At 47.9% G+C, this 19145-nt stretch carries 23 protein-coding genes and 1 other annotated feature; of the genes, 16 read left to right on the forward strand and 7 right to left on the reverse strand.

What is annotated here, in order from left to right; all coding sequences use genetic code 11:
- Window positions 1-128: 128 nt before the first annotated feature.
- The 3 genes from AC4EHB_RS13120 (at window position 129) to AC4EHB_RS13130 (ending at window position 1702) form a co-directional block, all read left to right on the forward strand.
- A complete protein-coding gene (locus AC4EHB_RS13120; protein WP_490981794.1) occupies window positions 129-752 on the forward strand; it encodes a cell wall hydrolase in 624 nt (207 codons plus the stop codon).
- 165 nt (window positions 753-917) lie between these two features.
- A complete protein-coding gene (locus AC4EHB_RS13125; RefSeq protein WP_490976304.1) occupies window positions 918-1265 on the forward strand; it encodes an ASCH domain-containing protein in 348 nt (115 codons plus the stop codon).
- Window positions 1266-1270: 5 nt separating this feature from the next.
- Window positions 1271-1702 carry a DUF2269 family protein gene (locus AC4EHB_RS13130; RefSeq protein WP_490976303.1) on the forward strand — a complete coding sequence of 144 codons (432 nt, stop codon included), beginning with the start codon at window positions 1271-1273 and terminating at the stop codon, window positions 1700-1702.
- A gap of 69 nt (window positions 1703-1771) precedes the next feature.
- Here the strand turns inward: AC4EHB_RS13130 and AC4EHB_RS13135 are convergent, their stop codons facing one another.
- Genes AC4EHB_RS13135 through AC4EHB_RS13145 form a run of 3 tightly spaced genes read right to left on the reverse strand, consistent with a single transcriptional unit; the run spans window position 1772 to window position 4745 of the window.
- Window positions 1772-2581, reverse strand: a complete 810-nt coding sequence (locus AC4EHB_RS13135; RefSeq protein ID WP_490981795.1) for a carbohydrate ABC transporter permease — start codon at window positions 2579-2581, stop codon at window positions 1772-1774.
- 18 nt (window positions 2582-2599) lie between these two features.
- On the reverse strand, window positions 2600-3475 hold the full coding sequence (locus tag AC4EHB_RS13140; protein ID WP_490981796.1) for a carbohydrate ABC transporter permease: 876 nt from the start codon (window positions 3473-3475) through the stop codon (window positions 2600-2602).
- Between the two features lie 4 nt (window positions 3476-3479).
- Window positions 3480-4745, reverse strand: coding sequence for an ABC transporter substrate-binding protein (locus AC4EHB_RS13145; protein ID WP_490976300.1), 1266 nt, complete (start codon window positions 4743-4745; stop codon window positions 3480-3482).
- Between the two features lie 208 nt (window positions 4746-4953).
- Window positions 4954-5166, forward strand: a binding site (T-box leader).
- Between the two features lie 71 nt (window positions 5167-5237).
- On the opposite strand from AC4EHB_RS13145, the gene trpE reads away from it, so the two are divergent.
- Window positions 5238-6578 (forward strand): anthranilate synthase component I, encoded by a 1341-nt coding sequence (gene trpE / locus AC4EHB_RS13150; protein WP_490981797.1) that lies wholly within the window; start codon window positions 5238-5240, stop codon window positions 6576-6578.
- Window positions 6575-7165, forward strand: a complete 591-nt coding sequence (locus tag AC4EHB_RS13155; RefSeq protein WP_490976298.1) for an anthranilate synthase component II — start codon at window positions 6575-6577, stop codon at window positions 7163-7165. The genes trpE and AC4EHB_RS13155 overlap by 4 nt, the downstream gene beginning before the upstream one ends.
- Window positions 7166-7207: 42 nt before the next feature.
- Here the strand turns inward: AC4EHB_RS13155 and AC4EHB_RS13160 are convergent, their stop codons facing one another.
- Window positions 7208-8062, reverse strand: coding sequence for a dimethylarginine dimethylaminohydrolase family protein (locus tag AC4EHB_RS13160; RefSeq protein ID WP_490981798.1), 855 nt, complete (start codon window positions 8060-8062; stop codon window positions 7208-7210).
- 121 nt (window positions 8063-8183) lie between these two features.
- Here AC4EHB_RS13160 and AC4EHB_RS13165 point away from each other — a divergent pair, with 121 nt between their 5' ends.
- Window positions 8184-8606 (forward strand): GNAT family N-acetyltransferase, encoded by a 423-nt coding sequence (locus tag AC4EHB_RS13165; RefSeq protein ID WP_490981799.1) that lies wholly within the window; start codon window positions 8184-8186, stop codon window positions 8604-8606.
- Window positions 8607-8670: 64 nt separating this feature from the next.
- Here the strand turns inward: AC4EHB_RS13165 and AC4EHB_RS13170 are convergent, their stop codons facing one another.
- The gene (locus tag AC4EHB_RS13170) at window positions 8671-9051 is read right to left on the reverse strand and encodes a nucleotide excision repair endonuclease (protein WP_490981800.1); all 381 of its coding nucleotides are present in this window, start codon (window positions 9049-9051) and stop codon (window positions 8671-8673) included.
- A 93-nt stretch (window positions 9052-9144) separates the two neighbouring features.
- Complete coding sequence (locus AC4EHB_RS13175) at window positions 9145-9792, reverse strand: SDR family oxidoreductase (RefSeq protein ID WP_490976295.1); 648 nt, start codon at window positions 9790-9792, stop codon at window positions 9145-9147.
- A 167-nt stretch (window positions 9793-9959) separates the two neighbouring features.
- Here AC4EHB_RS13175 and AC4EHB_RS13180 point away from each other — a divergent pair, with 167 nt between their 5' ends.
- Complete coding sequence (locus AC4EHB_RS13180) at window positions 9960-10238, forward strand: DUF6509 family protein (RefSeq protein ID WP_490976294.1); 279 nt, start codon at window positions 9960-9962, stop codon at window positions 10236-10238.
- 50 nt (window positions 10239-10288) lie between these two features.
- Here AC4EHB_RS13180 and AC4EHB_RS13185 read toward each other — a convergent pair whose 3' ends face one another.
- A complete protein-coding gene (locus AC4EHB_RS13185; protein WP_490976293.1) occupies window positions 10289-11017 on the reverse strand; it encodes a SurA N-terminal domain-containing protein in 729 nt (242 codons plus the stop codon).
- 148 nt (window positions 11018-11165) lie between these two features.
- Here AC4EHB_RS13185 and AC4EHB_RS13190 point away from each other — a divergent pair, with 148 nt between their 5' ends.
- The 9 genes from AC4EHB_RS13190 to allD all read left to right on the forward strand — a co-directional run bounded on the left by AC4EHB_RS13190 (window position 11166) and on the right by allD (window position 19120).
- Window positions 11166-12050: a DMT family transporter gene (locus AC4EHB_RS13190; RefSeq protein ID WP_490981801.1), complete on the forward strand. Its 885-nt coding sequence runs from the start codon at window positions 11166-11168 to the stop codon at window positions 12048-12050.
- A gap of 117 nt (window positions 12051-12167) precedes the next feature.
- Window positions 12168-13277 carry a histidinol-phosphate transaminase gene (gene hisC, locus AC4EHB_RS13195; protein WP_490976291.1) on the forward strand — a complete coding sequence of 370 codons (1110 nt, stop codon included), beginning with the start codon at window positions 12168-12170 and terminating at the stop codon, window positions 13275-13277.
- A gap of 126 nt (window positions 13278-13403) precedes the next feature.
- Window positions 13404-14333, forward strand: coding sequence for an NAD(P)/FAD-dependent oxidoreductase (locus AC4EHB_RS13200; protein ID WP_490981802.1), 930 nt, complete (start codon window positions 13404-13406; stop codon window positions 14331-14333).
- A gap of 86 nt (window positions 14334-14419) precedes the next feature.
- Window positions 14420-14719, forward strand: a complete 300-nt coding sequence (locus AC4EHB_RS13205; RefSeq protein WP_490981803.1) for a hypothetical protein — start codon at window positions 14420-14422, stop codon at window positions 14717-14719.
- A 114-nt stretch (window positions 14720-14833) separates the two neighbouring features.
- Window positions 14834-15199, forward strand: coding sequence for a nuclear transport factor 2 family protein (locus AC4EHB_RS13210; protein ID WP_490981804.1), 366 nt, complete (start codon window positions 14834-14836; stop codon window positions 15197-15199).
- Window positions 15200-15539: 340 nt separating this feature from the next.
- Complete coding sequence (locus AC4EHB_RS13215; RefSeq protein WP_490976287.1) at window positions 15540-16544, forward strand: LacI family DNA-binding transcriptional regulator; 1005 nt, start codon at window positions 15540-15542, stop codon at window positions 16542-16544.
- Window positions 16545-16566: 22 nt separating this feature from the next.
- Complete coding sequence (locus AC4EHB_RS13220) at window positions 16567-17523, forward strand: sugar kinase (RefSeq protein ID WP_490981805.1); 957 nt, start codon at window positions 16567-16569, stop codon at window positions 17521-17523.
- A 15-nt stretch (window positions 17524-17538) separates the two neighbouring features.
- Window positions 17539-18084 (forward strand): 6-phospho-3-hexuloisomerase, encoded by a 546-nt coding sequence (gene hxlB, locus AC4EHB_RS13225; protein WP_490981806.1) that lies wholly within the window; start codon window positions 17539-17541, stop codon window positions 18082-18084.
- A gap of 10 nt (window positions 18085-18094) precedes the next feature.
- Entirely contained in the window at window positions 18095-19120 is a 1026-nt protein-coding gene (gene allD / locus AC4EHB_RS13230; RefSeq protein ID WP_490981807.1) for an ureidoglycolate dehydrogenase, read from the forward strand.
- Window positions 19121-19145: the final 25 nt, after the last annotated feature.

Genomic DNA, 19145 nt, shown 5'->3' on the forward strand with positions numbered 1-19145 from the left:
ATACGACTTTAGAACGTTCCATATGTTTGAAATCAAGTAGGTCTGTCGGGTTTCTTCCTTTACTGTCAATCTTTATACTGAATGGAAGGGATTGTCTAACTATTCCCTAAATAGAAGGGAGCAAAAACATGAAGATTTTCAAGAAGCTTGCATTTTTATCAATGACTTTATTCTTTTTAAGTTTTTCTCAAACGGACGCGCAAGCCCATGCACCCGATTTGCATACGGGGGTCAGCGGCCATGAAGTGTCTGCCTTGCAAAGCCAGTTGAAGAAACTTGGTTATTTCGATACTAATCCGACCGGGTACTATGGTTCCATTACTAAAAACGCGGTCATTCGTTTTCAACGTGATTTTGGCGTTCCGGCGACCGGCTTTACCGGCCCGATGACACGCAGTGAAATGAAAGAAGTGGAGATGTTGGCGCGTACTGTCTACGGAGAAGCGCGTGGGGAAAGCTATACCGGCCAAGTGGCTGTGGCAGCTGTTGTTTTGAACCGCGTGTCTTCAAGTAAGTTCCCGAACTCTACATACAATGTCATTTTTCAGCCTAATGCGTTTACCGCAGTAAGCGATGGCCAATATCGAATGAACCCGAACTCAACAGCTTATAAAGCGGCGCGGGCTGCGATGTTGGGATCAGATCCGTCAGGCGGCGCGACGTATTATTACAACCCTGCCGGTGTTACAGATTCATGGATTTATTCACGTTCGGTCATTAAGAAAATCGGCAAGCATTACTTTGCAAATTAATAAAAAGTAGAAGGGCTGGAAGTTCCAGCTGGCAAGCTGCCGGGAAAACCGGTGGCTTTTTTATGCTTTTTCATTCTGACACAAGGGATGTTCTGTGTGGGAATGACTTTTGCATGGTTGGAATGTATATAATGGAGACAGAACGAATGGAAGGTGGAATAAAAGATGGCTGATCATACAAAAGGCGGGCTGCCGCCAAAAACCTGCACCATTGAACGTTTAGTAACAAATGAAAAAGATGTGCAAAAAGTGCTGGCTGGCTTGAAAACAGCTACGCGGCGCAATGGCCGCTACGCAGATATCGGAGAAGTGATGGTGCTGGAAGGGCGCGAATTCACCGTAGAGCGGGTATATGCGGAAACACTTGGAGATTTGAACGAGGAGAAAGCGCGCCAAGAAGGCTTTGATAGCGTTGAGGGTTACAAGCAATCGATTTTGAAATTCCACCCGGGGATGCCGTGGCTTCCTGAAATGGGCGTCTGGGTCCATGAATTTAAAGAGATACAGAAATAGATAATATGTATACCGTGATTTTATATCTCCACATATTCAGTGCGATTTTATCGATTGGTCCGTTTTTTGTGTTGCTTCCGCTGGTGAAGCGGATGGAGGGCGTGGAAGAGGTTGTCCTAAAATCGCAGATTGCCACTTTTAGATCAGCTGTCCGGCTCGTCAAACATGCCGGGCATGTGCTGGTGGCCACCGGCGCCTTGCTCATCTGGCAAAGCGGCTGGGCATGGGCGGATTCCTGGATCGCCTTGACGCTCGCTGTAATGGTCGGTTCCATTTTCTTTCTGGCGCGGGCATTTAAGCCGGTGCTGCGGAAATTCGAGGAGCCGAACGCAGACCGCAAGGCATTGCTGCGTAAGCTGAACCGATCAATTTGGCTTTACGTTCTCTTGCTGGGATTGATGCTGTGGCTGATGGTGGCGAAACCCGCTTTCTGGTAAGAAGCGAAAAAAGACAATGCCTGGTGCGAATTTGCACCAGGCATTGTCTTTTTCTATTGTCGTCTTTGATTAGCCTTTTACTGCTCCAGCTGTCATGCCGGCAACAAAGAAACGCTGCAGGAAGACGTAAGCGATGACCATCGGTGCAGAAGCGATGATGACGCCGGTGAACAGCATCGGGTAGTTTGTCGAATACTGGCCTTGGAACTCGAGCAATGCGAGAGGCAGGGTTTTGTACGCATTGTCCGTGATGAACAGCAAGGGGTAAAGCAGGTCGTTCCAATGCATCACAAACAGGAAGATGGCAGTGGCCGACAAAGACGGCAGCGACAGCGGAATGGCGACTTTCGTGTACATTTGCCAATTGCCCGCGCCATCAATGGTGGCAGCCTCAAATAATTCCTTTGGCAAAGTTTTCATAAAGCCGGTGAGGATGAATACCGCTATCGGCAGCGTGGATGAGATGTTGACCAAGATCAATCCCACCAGGCTGTTCGTCAGCCCGAAATCGAGCATCAGCGAATACAGCGGCACCATGATGACCTGCGCAGGCACCATCATGCCAAGCGTGAACAAGATAAACATGACGTTGCCCATCCAGCTATTGAGCCGTGTGATGCCAAAAGCGATCATTGACGCGAAAAGCAAAGTCAGTGTGACAGAAAAAAGTGTCACAATCGTACTGTTCATAAAATAACCGGCCATCGTTTGTTCTTGGAAAATCGCAATGTAATTATCAAATTTGATGCCGCCTTCAGGAAAGCCAAGCGGATTGGCGAATGTCTCCTGGAGGGTTTTGACTGACGTCAGTATTACGACCAACAACGGGATCAAAATTAACAAAGCATAGACGATGAGGGAAAACCTTCGGAAAAGCACACTGTTTTCCTCCTTTCATTAATAAGAGACCCGATCCGATCGCAATGCTTTGAATTGCAGAAACGTGATAAAGGCGATGATGATCATGAAAATGACCGAAATGGCGCTGGCGTAGCCGAATTGATAGCCTTCGAACGCAACGCCGTAGATATAGGTGGCGATGATTTCTGTCGAATAATTGGGGCCGCCACCGGTCATTGCAAACACCAAATCGAACGCTTTGAATGACTGGATGGTCGTATAAGCCACAACAATGGTTGCAGAAGGCGCAAGCAACGGCCAAGTGACTTGGCGGAACGTTTGCCATTTGCTGGCCCCTTCAATTTTCGCCACTTCATACATTTCCTGCGGAATCGCCTGCAAGCCGGCAACGAAAATGATGAGCATCTGGCCCGCATGGAACCAGACCTGTGTAATTGCCAGCGAGTAGATGGCGATGTTGGCATTTCCGAGCCAGTTTTGCGCCAGGAAATCCAGGCCGATGGTCGACAGGCCGCGATTAAGGATTCCAAGGGAAGGGTCGTAGATGAACGCCCAGATGAACGCTACAGACACCGAAGACAGGATCGTCGGAAAAAAATACAACGCACGCAGAAAAATAGTGGTTTTTGTATTTTTTAACATGATTAAGGCAAACGCCAATGCGACAAGCGTCTGAAAAATGACAACGACAAACATGAATTTCAAGTTATTGCCGATGGTTTTCCGGAAAATCGAATCCGCTGTGAAAGCGCGCTGGTAATTGTCGATGCCGACAAATTGAAACGCATCGCTGAAGCCGTCCCAATTTGTGAAAGAATAGAATAATGCACTGACCGTCGGATACAGAAAAAAGACGCTGTATAAGAGGAGGCCAGGCAAGAAAAATAGATAGATGGATTTAGGTGTTCTCATAATCTCATTCCTTGTTTTCGTCTACGATTTTTTGGGCAGCTTCAGCTGCAGCTGCAGGTTCTTCTCCGCCCAGGACATTTTCAATCGAGCTAAGTACGGCTGCTTCGATTTGCGCGTTGGTGATCAAAAAGCGCGGCTGGAATCGTGTTTTCTTTTCGTCAATCCAATAAGCGGTATTTTTCAACGCGTCTGATTCGTAGGTGACGTCAGTAACCGTCAAATGCTGGCCAGTTTCGTTTGCATATTTAGATGCAACTTCAGGCTGGCTCAAAAACTCGATAAATTTCTTCGCTTGCTCTTTCTTCTCTGACTTGCTGTTGACTGCGAGCATGAAAGTCGCAGTGTTGATGCCTTCGTAGACCGCTTCACTTTCTTCTACTGTAATCGGTGCCAGCAAATCCAATTGCAAGTCGGGATTCAGTTTCAAGAGGGAAGCCATATGGTAAGAACCAGTCGCAATCATGGCAGCTTCTTCATTGGCTACCATCGACATTGCAGCATCTGCATTGGTGCCTAAGGCATTCTCCTGAATATAGCCTTTGTCAGCCAATAATTTGAAGTCTTCCAGAGTTTTAACCCACCATTCGTTTGTCAAAGACTCTTCGCCACTTTGCAATTTGGCGAAAATTTCCTCATCAGGGGCATTGTTCATCATCATGCTGTTCATAAATTGGTTCGGTCCGATGTCCGCGCCAGGGAAGGCAATCGGCGTGATGCCATTTTCAAGCAAGGTATCAGCCATCTCCTGGAACTCTGTCCAGCTTTTCGGAGGTTCCAATCCTAGCTCATCGAACATGCCTTTGTTGTAGACGGGCATATTGAAAACGAGCTGATAAGGGACCGCGTATTGCTTGCCGTCTTTTTGTCCGACTGCAATAAGGTTTTCATCAAAGTTAGCGATGAACTCCTCGCCGCTCAAATCTTCAAACAGGCCGGCGCTTTGAATCGATTCGAACTGTGCGCCAGGGAATGAGGTAAAGACATCTCCTGTCGCACCGTCTGCAAGCATCCGCTGGGCAGTGCCTTGGTATTGGTCGGATGGATAGATGTTCATTTCCACCGTGATGTCAGGGTTAGCGCTTTCAAATTCAGTGATGATTTCATCAAGGACCGCTTTATCTTCGCCGCGCCAATGAATGAAGCTGATTTTCGTCTTGTCGCCAGAGTCTCCGCCGCTTTCGGCGCCATCCCCGCCGCTTTCTCCGGCACATCCGGATAAGATCAGCAGTAAAGTTAAAAATGCGGTTGCTAAAAACCAATGTTTTTTCATCTTTTTGTTGCCCCCTCATTTAGTTAATGGACTCGCTTAGTATTAGATTACCTTAAAATGGCTTGCAGAAACAGAATTATCATATTATTTTGCTTTCAGTTGACAAAATCGGCTGGATTTCATAAGATGAGGTCAACCTTTTTGTACGGATTAAGGCAGAAGGTGCCGGATGGGCACCGCCGATGTACAGCTGAGTTGAGCATAGTTGAGCAAATCGCCGAATAAGAAGAGTAGCATGTGAAAGCCTCTCAAAGAGAGCCAGTGTCAGGTGGAAACTGGCGGGGCGCACATGTGAATGGACTTATGAGTGGCCCCTTGAAGTTGGAGTAGGGAGGCCCGTTTCCCCCGCGTTACTGGGGTCAGAGGAAAAGCTGGTTCAGCTTTGACATGAGGTGGCACCGCGGTTAAATCCGCCCTCAGCAAGGGATATCCTTTGCTGGGGGCTTTTTTGTTTTAGCCAAGAAGATCGACAAGCAGAGGAGATGAGCAGAGATGAAAATGAAAAAGATCGAAGGAGATTCATTGACGCCGATTGCGGTGTTCAACCGTTTAGCAGGACCTCGCAAATGCCTGCTGGAAAGTTCGCTGAAAACAACGGCTACAGGCCGCTATTCTTTCATTGGGGCAGACCCTTCTAAGGCTTATATCGGAGAAGGGGAAACATTGAGGGAAATGGATTTCAGGTCTGGCAAGGAAACTTTGCATACTGGAAAACCACTTGAACTTTTAAAAAGGCTGATGCCGGTGCGGGAAGCAGTTGTCGAAGGGCTGCCGTTTACGGGAGGCGCGCTCGGCTATATCGGCTACGACGCAATTGGCGTCTACGAACCGGTCGAGGCAGCCGTAGAGAATAGCTTGCAGATGCCCGATATCCATCTCCAGCTCTACGAAACAATCATCGTTTTCGACCATGTAAAGCATGATGCTACGATTATTTCATTTGAAGGTAAAGTCGAAGAGATTGAAGCGCAGTTGCGCGAGCTGGAAACGGAGAGAGCGGAAATGCATCAGCCGCCGTTGGCTTTCAGTTCGAAAATTGACGCCGAAGCATTCCGCAAGCAGGTGGAGCAGGCGAAAATGCATATCCGGAAAGGCGATATCTTTCAAGTGGTGCTGTCGCAGCGCTTGTCTGCGGCCTACGCGGGAGATGCCTTCCAGCTATACCGCAAGCTGCGCAAGCAGAATCCGTCGCCTTACCAATTCTTTATTGATTTCGACGGCTATGCGGTCGTCGGTGCTTCACCGGAAAGCTTGCTGACAGTCCGAGGCGGCCATATGATTACGAACCCGATTGCAGGGACGCGCAAACGCGGCCGTACGGAAGCGGAAGACGCTGCGCTTGCTGAAGAGCTGGCCAATGATGAAAAAGAGCAGGCGGAGCATAGGATGCTCGTAGACCTCAGCCGCAATGACGTCGGCAAGGTAGCGGCGATCGGATCAGTGAAAATTCCGAAATACATGGCTATTGAACGCTATCAGCACGTTATGCATCTTGTTTCAGAAGTCACTGGAGAACTCAGTAAAGCGATGCATCCGCTTGACGCACTCGTCTCCTGTCTGCCTGCAGGCACGGTATCCGGAGCTCCGAAAGTCCGGGCGATGCAATTGATCCAGCAATTTGAAACGGAGCGCAGAGGCGTTTACGGCGGAGCGGTCGGTTATATCGGTTTCAACGGGAATTTGGATGTGGCGCTCGCAATCCGCACATTCGTCGTCAAAGACGAACAGGTCCATGTACAAGCGGGTGCCGGCATCGTCCATGATTCGGATCCGCAATCGGAATACGAAGAAACGCTTCATAAAGCGCGTTCCTTGACGGAGGTGTTCGGATGATTTTGTTGATTGATCATTTTGATTCGTTTACTTATAACATTTATCAGGCAGTGGCTGAAGCAGGCCACGAGGTCGAAGTGGTGCGCTATGGCGTGCTCAGTGCAGAAGAGATCATCGCCAAACAGCCATCCGCGATTATCTTGTCGCCCGGGCCTGGCCACCCGGACGCTTTGCCGGAATCGATCCGGCTTATCCATGCGGCCTGCGATTCCATACCGATTCTAGGCGTGTGCCTGGGCCATCAGCTGATCGGAGCCGCTTTTGGCGGAGAAGTCGCTGAGGCGCCGGCAATCAGGCACGGAAAAGTGTCCGACATTGAACATAACGGAAGGGGCCTCTTCAGCGGTCTTCCAGAGCCGCTTCCTGTGATGCGCTATCATTCGCTGGCATTGAGCGCAGAAACGGTGCCGGACTGCCTGGAGGTGCAAGCGACCGCTCTTGACGACGGCTCTATCATGGCGGTCAAGCATAAAAACCATCCGGTTTACGGATTTCAATTTCATCCAGAGTCAATCGGCACACCAGCCGGTGCGGACTTAGTAAAAGCGTTTTTGGCACTGATTGCAGAAAAAACAGCTAGTCAATAAAGCAAAAAGGCGGCCCGGGAGATTTCACGGGCCGCCTTTTATTTATTTTCGGATGACAGGCATGGTGCAGCAGCGGAACGCACCGCCGGATTTGATGATTTCGGAAAAATCGTTTTCGATAACGTGAAAGCCGTGCTGCCGCAATTGGGCGTTTACTTCGCTGTTCTGCGGCTGGCTGAAAACACGGCGGCCGCCAATCGACAAAACATTCGTGCCAAGCGCAAACTGTTCTTCGCGGTTGACGGGGATCAAGGTGTAGCGTTCGGCGAGCATGGAGACGGTCTCGCTGCTCAACGCTTCTGGAAAAATCAGCGCCTCAGTCGGCGACAAGATATTGAAGACACAATCCAAATGCAAATAACGTTCGTCAAAATGGACAGGAATGACCTGGAACGAAGGAAGCTTTTGTTCAAGCTCCTGAATCGCCTTTTCTGAGGTTCGGCTGCTGATGCCGACAAAAATCGTATCTTGGTCGATGAGGACATCGCCGCCTTCAACGCGGTGGCTGCCAAGAGATTGGAAACGGATCTGGCGCTTGGCCAGCCATTTCTGCAATTCTTCTTCTTCACCTTGGCGGATAGATGCGGCCATATCACCGATGAATACTGTATCTTCTATCGTAAACCCGATGTCGCGTGTGAAAACTTGTTCAGGAAAATGGTCAGAAGGCTCGAGCATTGCAGTTTCCACTCCGTATTCCTGCAGCGCCGCAACAAACTGGCGGTGCTGGAACATCGCCGTTGCGACGTCTATGTTCTCCTGCTGATAACGCTTTTGCACATCGTTGATGATTTCCTTGATTTCCATGTATTTAGGCGGACAAAGCAGTACGAGGCGCAGCGGATCATATTCGCTTCTGCACGAGGCAGAAGGGGTTTCTTTTGGATGAGATGACATAACGGGTTCCTCCCAAAAAGCTCTTTGATAAGGTACCATTCCCTAATGAAATAAAGCTTAAAACATTAATCAGCGATATAATGGAAGGGAATCTATAAAGGGCAATCAGGGGGAATTGAAAATGGAAATCATTCAGTCGAATGGGCAAGAGGAACGGGACTTTATCCGCTCGAAAGTAATTGAGCATAATATGCAAAAGCTGGGCGAAAATGCGCGTGCACTTGGCGGGCCAATCGGGTTTGTTGTCCGCGGCAGCGGGGGTGAAATCCTCGGCGGCATAACCGGAACAGCGTATTGGGGACATATGCACATCGATTTCTTATGGGTGGACCCGCAATGCCGCGGCCAGCGGATTGCCGAACAATTGATGCAGGCCATCGAGCAATATTCCCGTGAGCGCCAGTACCGGCTGCTGGTAGTCGATACTTTCAGTTTTCAGGCGCCGGAGTTCTACAAGAAACAAGGATTCCGGGAGTTCGGCGTGCTCCATGACCATCCAGAAGGGCACAGCCAGTATTATTTCGAGAAGCGGCTGGCGGACTAGGAAGAGTTTTTCTACAGAAAAAAACAACCCCCAGCATCGATTCGATGCTGGGGGTTAAAACATGCTATTGCTCTTGGTAAAACACTTTGTCGACGTTGTATTTCGCTTTTTGGGTGTTGATCAAATATGTTTCGTAAATGTCGCGCTCCATCGGGTCTTCAACGACCGATACCGTGATGCGGTAAACTTCATCGCGGTGGTTTTTCAATGGTGATACGCTGTCTTCAAAATGCTTTTTAACGCGCTGGCGAAGTTTGCGGGCCTTCCCAACAAACAATAAATCGCCGCTATGGTTGAAGAACTGGATGATACCGCCCTTGTCGCGCGGAATCTCATGCAGGTCGATAAACCCGTAAAGCGGTTTGACGACAGCCTCGTCGCCGATGATTTCCTGTTTGCGTTGTGTGATTGTCACATCCGCTTTTGGTGGTTGAATATTAATCATACTTATCACGTCCTCTATTATCGTAATGCTTATAGTACCACAAGAAGGCGCAGAAATCCATGGGCTCTTTTCTGCGCCTGTACTGGCATATGTTTAGAGGGAATCGAGTTCTGCGCCTGCTTCATTGCTGCCTTGCAGTACTTCGAATGTTTTCCGGTATGTGTTGGGACGATCCAGCACTTCCACGAGAATGTGCGCAACGTCGGCACGCGGAATCGAGCGGTCGCCGATTGACGTGAATCCGCCAGCGGAGACTTCAATATGTGCTGTTTTTTCTTCATTGGAAAGGGCACCTGGGCGGACGATTGTGTAGTCCAGGCCGGTTGCCTGGAGAAGATCGTCTGCGGTGCGTTTAGCCACCAGATAGGGCTTCATTTCTTCGCCGCCGGAATCCGGATCTGCCGAACCCATCGAGCCGAGCTGAACAAAGCGCTTCACGCCCTTATCCTCTGCGTATTTTGCTGCTTTCGCGGCACCCCATAAATCGATTGTAAGTGTTTTGTCCGCTCCTGTGGAAGGGCCGGACCCTGCAGCAAAGATGACGGCGTCCGCGTTGTCGAATGCCGAACTGAAATCTTTTTCCAAATCGCCGATGACCACGTCAGCTGCTCCCAATTCCTTCAGGTGCGCAGCTTGCTCTTCTTTTCGAACAAGCGCAATGGCTTCATGCGAAGAATCGGATAGTTCTTTTACAATGTGCCGGCCTACTTGGCCGTTTGCTCCAATTACCAATACTTTCATGTATTTTCACTCCTTCTGTAATCTGTGTCTTCTAGAAGTATTCCCTCGACGACTTAAGGTAAACGGACGTTTTGTGAAGGATAGTGAAATGCGCCTTCCCATTTTTTTCGGCTTACGCTATCCAAAAAACTGCAGACAGGCTAAAATAAGGGAATGGAGGTGTTACAATGGATTTTGCAAATTTTAGTTTTCACGCAATACAAGACCCGACCGGCATCATGGTAGGGAGCCGTTATGAATTTTTGGTGGATGTTGAAGTTGATGAAGATGACGAGCTTTACACGGCTGGCGGCCTTGAGCTGCGTGTGATCTTAGCAGTTGACGACAATGGCGCTCGAATCGCGCATTATAATTTTGTGGATAAACTTTCCAAAGAAATTTTGGAATTCGGACTTGAAGAAGACGAAGAGCAAGAAGTCCTCGCGTTCTGCCAGGAAAAACTATAAAAAAACACAATAAAAAGCCCCCCGGCCAATTTGGCCGGGGGGCTTGATCATTAGATTTTCACGTCAATTTTTGCATCTTTTTTCAATTCATCAATGCGTTTCGCAACAGCTTCCTGAGATTTTTCCTGTTCAAGCGACTGGCGGATCATTGGCTCCATTTCTTCGAAAGGCGGAGCTTCCTCTTCTGATGTCGATTTGAATTGGTCGTAAGCCGCTGTCAATTCCTCATCCGTGATTTCTTCGGTTTTCAATTCTTTGGCAACATATGCTTCATACGTAATCTGTTCGCTGAGCTGCTTTTCAATGTCTTCGAGCGTATAACCGCTTTCTTTAAGTGCCTTATTCATGGCATCTTCGCTTTCAAACTGTCCCTTAAGCTCTTCAAGGCGTTCTTTTACTACAGCATCATCTGCTTTATGCCCTTTATCGGCGGCATCCTGCAAAATCAGTTTATTGCCAACAATGACATCGATCGCTTGGTCTTTCACCATTGTGGCATTTTCTTCTTCTTTCATGTCTGTGCCTTGCGTGGCCATTGAAGTTTCTAATTGGCGCGCCACGCTATTATAGACATTGCCCAATACTTCTTCGTCGTTGACTACAACCACTACATCTTCTTCGGCCGGCAGTTCAAGCTCTGTCTTCTGCTCAGCAGCAGCCTGTTCTTCTGTGGCTTTTGCTGTATCTTCTTTCGGTGCAGTTTCTTCATTATCTGAACATGCGCCAAGCACGGCTGCTAGCAGCAGGGGCGCAAATACGAATTTCATTTTCTTGATCATATTAGGAAAAACTCCTCTTCACTTTGTCTCGTTACAGTTAACCATATTTAACAGCAGGTTACAAATAGTTCGGTACTGCCGCCAAGAGGAACGGCCAATTCTGTATAATGGAAGCAGCGCTAGAAAACAGTTGATTGGGGATAGTGAATTGAGTAGATACTTCACCCGCGCCACCGCTTTATTGGTTTTTCTGGTGCTCATTTGGGGCGTCAGCTGGTCGATTTACAAAATGGCGCTCGACTACACCCCGCCGATTTTATTTGCTGGAGCACGCTCGTTTTTAGGCGGGCTGCTTTTGGCTATTGTCTTGCTGCCTGCATGGAAACGCATAAGGTGGCGGGAAAATTGGCCGGCATATTGCATTTCAGCATTGTTCAATGCGGTGCTCTTCTACGGATTGCAAACCGCAGGGCTGGAATACTTGCCAGGTGGACTGTTTTCGGTTGTGGTCTACTGCCAGCCAGTCCTGATTGGTGTTTTTGCTTGGCTGTGGTTGGGCGAAAACATGACCATTTTGAAATTCTCGGGACTTCTGGTCGGCTTTTTCGGCATATTGGCAATTAGCGCGGACAGCTTAACAGGCGCCATTTCAGTGGTCGGCATAATCATGGCGCTGTCGGCGGCGCTCAGTTGGGCGCTGGGCGTCATATATGTGAAAAAGGTGGGCAAGCGGGTTGATTCGATGTGGATGGTGTCAATGCAATTTCTGATTGGCGGTGCAGTGCTGCTCGCTGTAGGAAGCTTTTTTGAGGAGGGTTCTGATATCATCTGGAACCTGCCTTATTTCATCGGCCTTGGGTTCGGTGCGACATTGGGAGTGCCGATTGCCTTTGTCATCTATTTTCACTTGATGAATAATGGCGAGGCCAGCAAGGTAGCGGCCTTCACATTTTTGGTGCCGCTTATTGCCGTGCTGGCTGGTGCTGTGTTTATGGATGAAGAAGTTACCAATACACTGGCATTGGGGCTTTGTTTAATCATTCTCAGCATCTACTTGGTCAATAAGCGCCCCCGCAGGCAAGGGCTGCCGTAGCCTGCTGAATGGAATGCAGGTAATTTCAGGTGCCGCAAATGCCCAATGACTGGTATAGTTATAATTGTATTTAAATAAACATTCAAACAATGGAAACCATCATCGGGAGGCGCTCATATGGAAATCAGAAAAAACATCTTACCGCGTAAAACTTTGGATACAATCCAGCCTTATTCACCGGGTAAACCAATTTGGGAAGTACAGAAAGAATTGGGCTTGGACCGCGTCATCAAATTGGCATCAAATGAAAATCCGCTAGGCCCATCTCCGAAGGCAGTAGAAGCCATCAAAAAGAGTTTGGCGGAATTGAACCGCTACCCCGATGCTGATGCAACGGCTTTAAAAACAGCCATCGCCGAGCAATACGGTGTAACAACGTCGCAAATCATCCCGACAAACGGTGCGGACGAATTGATCACGCTCGTTTCGGAAGCATTCTTGGAACAAGGGGACGAAATCATCGTGCCGTCGCCTTCATTCAGTGAATACGATTTTGGCGCGCACATCATGGGGGCAAAAGTGGTGCCGGTGCCATTCGCGGAGAACTTTGAGTTTGACGTTGATGCCATTTTGGCTGCCGTTACGAATAAAACCAAAATCATTTATATCTGTACGCCGAACAATCCGACTGGCACAATCATGGCCAAAGCGGATATTGAAAAAGTGCTCGACGCAGTGAATGATATCTTAGTTGTTATTGACGGGGCTTACAGCCACTTTGCTGATGTGCCGGAATACACAGAAGGCGTTGAATTCGCCAAAGCTGGTTACCCAGTCATCGTACTGCAGACTTTCTCGAAAATTTACGGCATTGCGGGACTGCGCGTGGGCTTCGGCATCGCGCCGGAAGAAATCATCCAATCGGTCCTGAAAGTGAAAGAGCCGTTTAACGTCAATGCTTTAGCGCAAACAGCCGCTACAGCTGCAATTACGGATACGGAACACGTGAACGCGTCCCGTGAAGCTAATAAAGCAGGGCGCGAGCTCTTTTATAAAACGTTTAAAGAACTGGGTCTGAAGTATACGGAAAGCGAAGCGAACTTCGTTTTGGTGGAAGTCGGCCCGAACGGCGAGGAAATATATAAAGCCCTCATGGCGCAAGGTGTCATTGTCCGCTACGGCAAAACGTGGGGCTTGCCTGAATTTATCCGTGTTTCGGTCGGTACACCGGAAGAAAACAGATTCTTCATTGAAGTATTGAATGGCTTATTGGCCAAACAGGCATAAAATAGCGGCGCTGAATCCATTTTGGATTCAGCGCTTTTTTTATGCCTGGCGTCGTTCCATTTTGTTTATCAGCAGCCGAAACCGGGAAAATTTATAGGATAAAGCAAGTTATGGAGGATGGCTGACATGCGATACGATTGTGTAATAATTGGAGGCGGGCCCGCAGGCTTGAACGCCGCTTTGGTGCTTGGAAGATCGAGGAGGAAGACATTGATTTTCGATGACAATCACGGCCGCAACCTGGTGACCCGGGCGTCCCATGGATTTATCACCCGGGACGGCATCCAGCCATCGGAATTTAAACAGCTGGCATATGAAGAAATAGCCAAATATGATTGTGTCGAGCTAAAGAAAGACCGGATTGCCGATATCGAACATGTGACAGACACCCATTATGTATTGACGTCAGCAAAAGGGGAAGTCTATCACAGCATCAAAGTTCTGCTCGCAACGGGGCTGAAAGAAGAGCTGCCCAATATACCCGATATTGAAAATTATTATGGCACCAGCTTGTTCAGTTGCCCTTATTGCGACGGCTGGGAGCTTCGGGACGGGCCTCTTGCGGTCATAGCGGATAGGAATGTATTTGAATTGGCGAAGAAAGTCTTTACGTGGAGCAAGGATTTGGTGGTTTTCACGGATGGGGTAGGGCGGCTGGAATTGGAAGACCGCGATAAGCTGGAAGCAAAAGGGATCCTTGTATACGAAGAAGCCATCAACGGCCTTGAAGGGGAAGATGGGCAGTTGCGCAGCGTCCGCCTTGAAGACGGCACCTTAATTGACCGAAGCGGCGGATTTGTCACGCCGCACTGGAGCCATGCAACTCCTTTTGCCAAAAAGCTCGGCTGCAGATTGAATGCCCACGGCGGCATTCTGACGGACGGTTATGGCCGTACCAACGTTTGGAACGTCTATTCCGCGGGTGATGCGTCATTGATTGTCCCGTCACAGCTCATCATTGCGGCAGGGGAAGGAAGCGCCGCAGCAATCGGTATAAATGGAGATCTGACAAATGAATACTTCGACACCGATTTCCCTGAAGAAGACGATGAGTAATCCAGTTTGCCGGCCCGACTTGATTGCGCATTGCGTAAAGGGTGCGATAAACTTTATAAAAAGAGCAACCGGGGAGGCGGCTTAGCATGTCTCAAGCAGGGGTATTGTCATCGATCGTTTACATCGATACGGAACGATTCATCGAAGCTGGCAAAATGCGAATTGTCCAGAATGAATACAGTCTTCAATTATTTGAAGATGAAGTGGTCGCTTCAGCATCCGTTTTCAAGTTGCTGAACGTCTGGGATGTTTCTTATAAATCGTTTTCGCAAGATGCCAATTTGCTGTATCTGCATACGCATAGAGGGGTCATTACTTATAGGGTTCATGAAGATCCGGATCATTTCATAAAAACCTTTAAAAAATTGAAGAACAGTTATTATTGAAGCCTGAAGAAATTTTGGGCTTTTTGTTTTGGCTCAATATTTTACTGCCAAAAACACAAATTTGTGTTAAAATTCAGAAAATAGTATCGGAAAATGGGATGGAGGAGACAAGGCATGGAGAACATCATTGAAACGGCTGACCAATGGGTTGAACGGGTGAATGCCAAAGATGTCGCCGGCGTATTGGCGGTTTCCGACCACAATATAGAAATGATCGGCCCAGCAGGCAGCGTAGTCGGGCATGATACGCTTAAGCAATGGGTGGAAAACTCTCACATCCACTTGGCGACCCAAAACCGTTACGCAAAAAAGGACAAAGTAATTTATGAGCAGGTAGGCACGTGGGATGACAAACGGGGAGAAGTGGTCATCTATACCTATATGGAGGTAAAAAACAATAAAGTATGCGAAATAGCGCGCTACGATACACTTGATGATGCTTTTGGCAGCAGTGGCTTAAGCGAGGAAGATAAAATTTGAAAATCCCTCGCCTGAAAGAAATCAGGCGAGGGATTTTTTTCTTCAGTTTCGGCTTTCGGCAAGGATGGACTCCAACTTATCCCAATGTTTGATGCGCGACAACTCCACGTGGCAGGTAAAAGATTAGTCCCACATGACTACGGTGAGTGATCAGCTAATTCACTAAGAAGAAAAAATTTTTGTAGCTTTTTCATTGCGCTGAACCCAGGTGCAAGCTGTGGAAAAAGGGGTTGTTTATAAACTTTAAATTTTCTGAATAAGGGGGTTGATTTTGGAAGGGCTTTCATTTATACTTTCACTAAACCGATTTACTAAACCGGTTTAGTAGCGAGGTGAACTGGTGAAAAAAATAACGATGCAAGATGTGGCTGAAAAAGCCGGAGTCTCAAAGAGCACTGTGTCCCAGTATATAAATAACCGATTTGAGTTTATGGCAGCACCAACAAAATTGCGGGTCGAACAAGCTATTAAAGAGCTGGATTACATTCCGAATTATGCAGCAAAAAGTTTGAAACAGAAAAAGTCCGGCACAATCGGTGTTATTGTAGCAAATATTCTTCACACATTTTCTACTGAAATCATTCGAGCCATTGAAGATTTTTGCGAAAAAAGCGGCTTTCATTTATTTGTATGCAATGCAGATGATCAGCCAAAAAAAGAAAGAGCCTATATCGATATGCTAATAGCTAAGCAAGTCGATGGACTAATTATTTTCCCGACAAACGGCAACGACGATTTGTACGAGCAGCTGAAAAAAGCGGGTTTTCCAATCGTTTTTGTGGACAGAAAGATCAACCAGCCAATTTTCCCGATGCTTCTCCTAGACAATGAAAGCGCTTCACAGATAGCGGTTTCGCAAATTGTAAAGAAAGGTTATAAAAAAATCGGCCTCGTTTCTACTTCGATTGCTAGTAAAGTGACGCCACGAGTGGAACGCATCAGTGGGTTTAAGAAAACGGTTAAAGAACTCGGCCTTATTCTTAGAGAGGATTGGATTATCGCTGAAGAGCGCAATCAAATTGGTGAAAAATTGCAAGAAGTATGGAATTCGAAAGACCGGCCGGAAGCCTTTTTTGCAACAAATGATTTGGCGTTGATTGAACTGCTGAAATTTGTGAAAAAGAATCAGTTGTCGATTCCAGAAGATGTGGGCATTGTGACAATAGATGATTCACCGTTCTTGGAGATTGTTGCCACTCCGATAACTGTCATCAAACAGCCGACATTTGAAATCGGCAAGGATGCGGCAGAGACGCTTTTAAAGCTTATTGAGAGCAAAGTGTTTGAAAAGGAATATGAAGAACGGCGGTATTCTCCGATTTTAGTTGAAAGAGAATCCATTTAAAGCAAGTAAGGAGTGTAGCAAAGTGTCTAGTGAATTTGGAGTATTAACAATAGGAGATGCCATGATTACGATGAACCCCACATCAACCGGGCCATTGAGGTATGTCACTCATTTTGAACGGAAAGTCGGAGGGGCGGAACTGAATTTTGCAATCGGCTGTGCCCGGTTAGGCCTTAAGAGCAGATGGATCAGCCGCTTAGGCAAAGATGATTTCGGAAAAGTGATCTTCAATTTTGCACGCGGCGAGGGAGTGGATGTGACAGCGGTGGAATTTGTCGAAGGCATACCGACTTCGTTGAACTTTAAAGAAATCCATGAAGGCGGAGCCGGAAAGACGTATTACTACCGGGAGCCATCGCCAGTTACTGCCATTACACCTGAAGACATCACAGAAGAACTTTTTGAAGGCATACAGGCAGTCCACCTGACAGGCGTCTACTTGGCCATCAACAAGCAGCATCTTTCAGTAGCTAAAAAAGTGATTGAGATCGCTAAACGAAAAGGCATTCTGATAGCGTTCGACCCGAACATCCGTCTGAAACTCTGGAGCATTGAAGAAGCCCGTACCGCTTATGAAGCGATATTCCCGGATATCGATATCCTCCTGACAGGCCTTGATGAAATACAGATGATCTCCGGAAAAGAGTCGCTCGAAGACTTGGCACGCTATAGCGAAATTTTTAACATAAAAGATTTAGTCATTAAAAATGGCGAGAATGGTTCCTTGCTTTACCGGGACGGCAATTGGATTACCGCTTCAGGATTTTCAGTCAATCCGGTGGACACAGTTGGAGCGGGAGACGGTTTTGATGCGGGCTACATTTATGGGGTTTTAAAAGGGTTGGATACAACAGCGCTGCTGCAATTCGCCAATGGGGTCGGAGCACTTGTGACGACGGTTTCCGGAGACAACGAAGGATTGCCTTATTTAGAGGATGTACAAAATTTTGTAGCCAATAAAAAAGCCGTCGAACGGTAAGGGAGGGCTTGGGCGATGAAAACACCTTTTACGGTTCTGGATGAAATGGAGCAAGTTCTGAAAGGGATCGATGCAACGCAATATGCTTCTTTGGTTCAATTGCTCTCGAGGGATTCCCGTTTTTTCATTTTCGGTGAAGGGCGTTCGGGATTGATCGGGAAAGCGATTGCGATGAGGCTGATGCATTGCGGCAAAACCGTCTACGTTGTGGGTGAAACCATTACGCCATCGATTCAAAAAGAGGACGTGCTTCTGCTCATTTCAGGATCTGGCAGTTCCGCTCACCTGAACGGCCTTTGCCAAAGCGCATTGAAACAAGGCGCCCATATCGCACTGGTTACGGCAACTAAAATGAAAATGCAAGAGGATTGGTGCAGCAGTGGACTCTTAATACCTGCTGCCACCAAACAGCGGAGAGCAGAAGAACCTTCTACCATCCAACCCTTAGGCAATCAATTCGACCAAGCGGTCCATTTGGTACTCGATGCTGCAATCATCGACGGCCCTTATGCGGTCCTTGCAAATGACAATGTCATCAAGAACCACACAAACCTAGAGTAGGAGGGACAGAATGGCGACTGTAACGGTTCCCCATCAAGAAGTTGAAGAACTTATCCAAAGCAAATTAGTTTCTGCGGGCGTACAGCAAGCACACGCTGCTAAAATAGCTGAAGTTCTGATCCATGCCGATCTAAGAGGGGTCAATTCCCACGGAGCGCTCCGAACTGAGCATTACGTGAGCCGCCTACAAGCCGGGGGCATCAAGCCGGATCCGGCAATTTCGTTTAAAGCGACGGGCCCTGTCACTGGCGTAGTAGATGGGGATGACGGATTCGGCCACTTGGTAGGCGATGTCGCCATGGGGTATGCAATCGAAATGGCCAAGGAGAACGGAGTTGGCATGGTCACTGCGATGAACAGCAGCCATTGCGGAGCGCTCAGTTATTTTGTCCAGGAAGCGGCGCAGCATGGCCTGATCGGTATTGCCATGACACATACCGACAAAATCATGGTTCCTTTCGGCGGAAAAGAGGCGTTTCTCGGCACCAACCCGATCGCTTACGGCGTCCCGGCAAAAACCGAAAAGCCGTTCATCCTGGATATGGCAACATCGACTGTCGCTTTAGGCAAAATCTTGCAGCATAAAGAAGAAGGTAAAAGCATCCCCGAAGGATGGGGCGTCGATGAGACGGGGGAAAGTGTGGCGGATCCTTCCAAAGTGATTTCCCTTTCGCCATTCGGCGGGCCCAAAGGCTATGGATTAGCCATGATTGTTGATATCTTCTCCGGCTTGCTGGCCGGTATGGCTTTCGGCCCTCACATCAACCAAATGTATGGGGATCTGGATAAAAAAAGAAAGCTGGGGCATTATTTCTGTGCCATCAACCCGTCCTTTTTCACTGACCCAGACCAGTTTTTGGAGCAAATGGATCGAATGATGAAAGAAGTCCGGGAAGTTCCGGCGGCAGAAGGGTTTTCTGGAGTTCTGGTGCCTGGAGAAATCGAACAGAAGAACGAAGAACGGAATTTGGCTGAAGGCATCAGTATTGCTGCGACAACGTATGATTACTTGAAGGCTCCGGCTTCCAAGAAATGATAAAACAAAATATTACATTCAAAGG

It is taken from the genome of Planococcus sp. TJ-302 (assembly GCF_058268455.1).

Coding starts and splice junctions, on each gene's coding strand:
- AC4EHB_RS13120 (WP_490981794.1), top strand. CDS start 129: ATGAAGATTTTCAAGAAGCTTGCATTTTTATCAATGACTTTATTCTTT.
- AC4EHB_RS13125 (WP_490976304.1), top strand. CDS start 918: ATGGCTGATCATACAAAAGGCGGGCTGCCGCCAAAAACCTGCACCATT.
- AC4EHB_RS13130 (WP_490976303.1), top strand. CDS start 1,271: ATGTATACCGTGATTTTATATCTCCACATATTCAGTGCGATTTTATCG.
- AC4EHB_RS13140 (WP_490981796.1), bottom strand. CDS start 3,475: ATGAGAACACCTAAATCCATCTATCTATTTTTCTTGCCTGGCCTCCTC.
- AC4EHB_RS13145 (WP_490976300.1), bottom strand. CDS start 4,745: ATGAAAAAACATTGGTTTTTAGCAACCGCATTTTTAACTTTACTGCTG.
- trpE (WP_490981797.1), top strand. CDS start 5,238: ATGAAAATGAAAAAGATCGAAGGAGATTCATTGACGCCGATTGCGGTG.
- AC4EHB_RS13155 (WP_490976298.1), top strand. CDS start 6,575: ATGATTTTGTTGATTGATCATTTTGATTCGTTTACTTATAACATTTAT.
- AC4EHB_RS13160 (WP_490981798.1), bottom strand. CDS start 8,062: ATGTCATCTCATCCAAAAGAAACCCCTTCTGCCTCGTGCAGAAGCGAA.
- AC4EHB_RS13165 (WP_490981799.1), top strand. CDS start 8,184: ATGGAAATCATTCAGTCGAATGGGCAAGAGGAACGGGACTTTATCCGC.
- AC4EHB_RS13170 (WP_490981800.1), bottom strand. CDS start 9,051: ATGATTAATATTCAACCACCAAAAGCGGATGTGACAATCACACAACGC.
- AC4EHB_RS13175 (WP_490976295.1), bottom strand. CDS start 9,792: ATGAAAGTATTGGTAATTGGAGCAAACGGCCAAGTAGGCCGGCACATT.
- AC4EHB_RS13180 (WP_490976294.1), top strand. CDS start 9,960: ATGGATTTTGCAAATTTTAGTTTTCACGCAATACAAGACCCGACCGGC.
- AC4EHB_RS13185 (WP_490976293.1), bottom strand. CDS start 11,017: ATGATCAAGAAAATGAAATTCGTATTTGCGCCCCTGCTGCTAGCAGCC.
- hisC (WP_490976291.1), top strand. CDS start 12,168: ATGGAAATCAGAAAAAACATCTTACCGCGTAAAACTTTGGATACAATC.
- AC4EHB_RS13200 (WP_490981802.1), top strand. CDS start 13,404: ATGCGATACGATTGTGTAATAATTGGAGGCGGGCCCGCAGGCTTGAAC.
- AC4EHB_RS13205 (WP_490981803.1), top strand. CDS start 14,420: ATGTCTCAAGCAGGGGTATTGTCATCGATCGTTTACATCGATACGGAA.
- AC4EHB_RS13210 (WP_490981804.1), top strand. CDS start 14,834: ATGGAGAACATCATTGAAACGGCTGACCAATGGGTTGAACGGGTGAAT.
- hxlB (WP_490981806.1), top strand. CDS start 17,539: ATGAAAACACCTTTTACGGTTCTGGATGAAATGGAGCAAGTTCTGAAA.
- allD (WP_490981807.1), top strand. CDS start 18,095: ATGGCGACTGTAACGGTTCCCCATCAAGAAGTTGAAGAACTTATCCAA.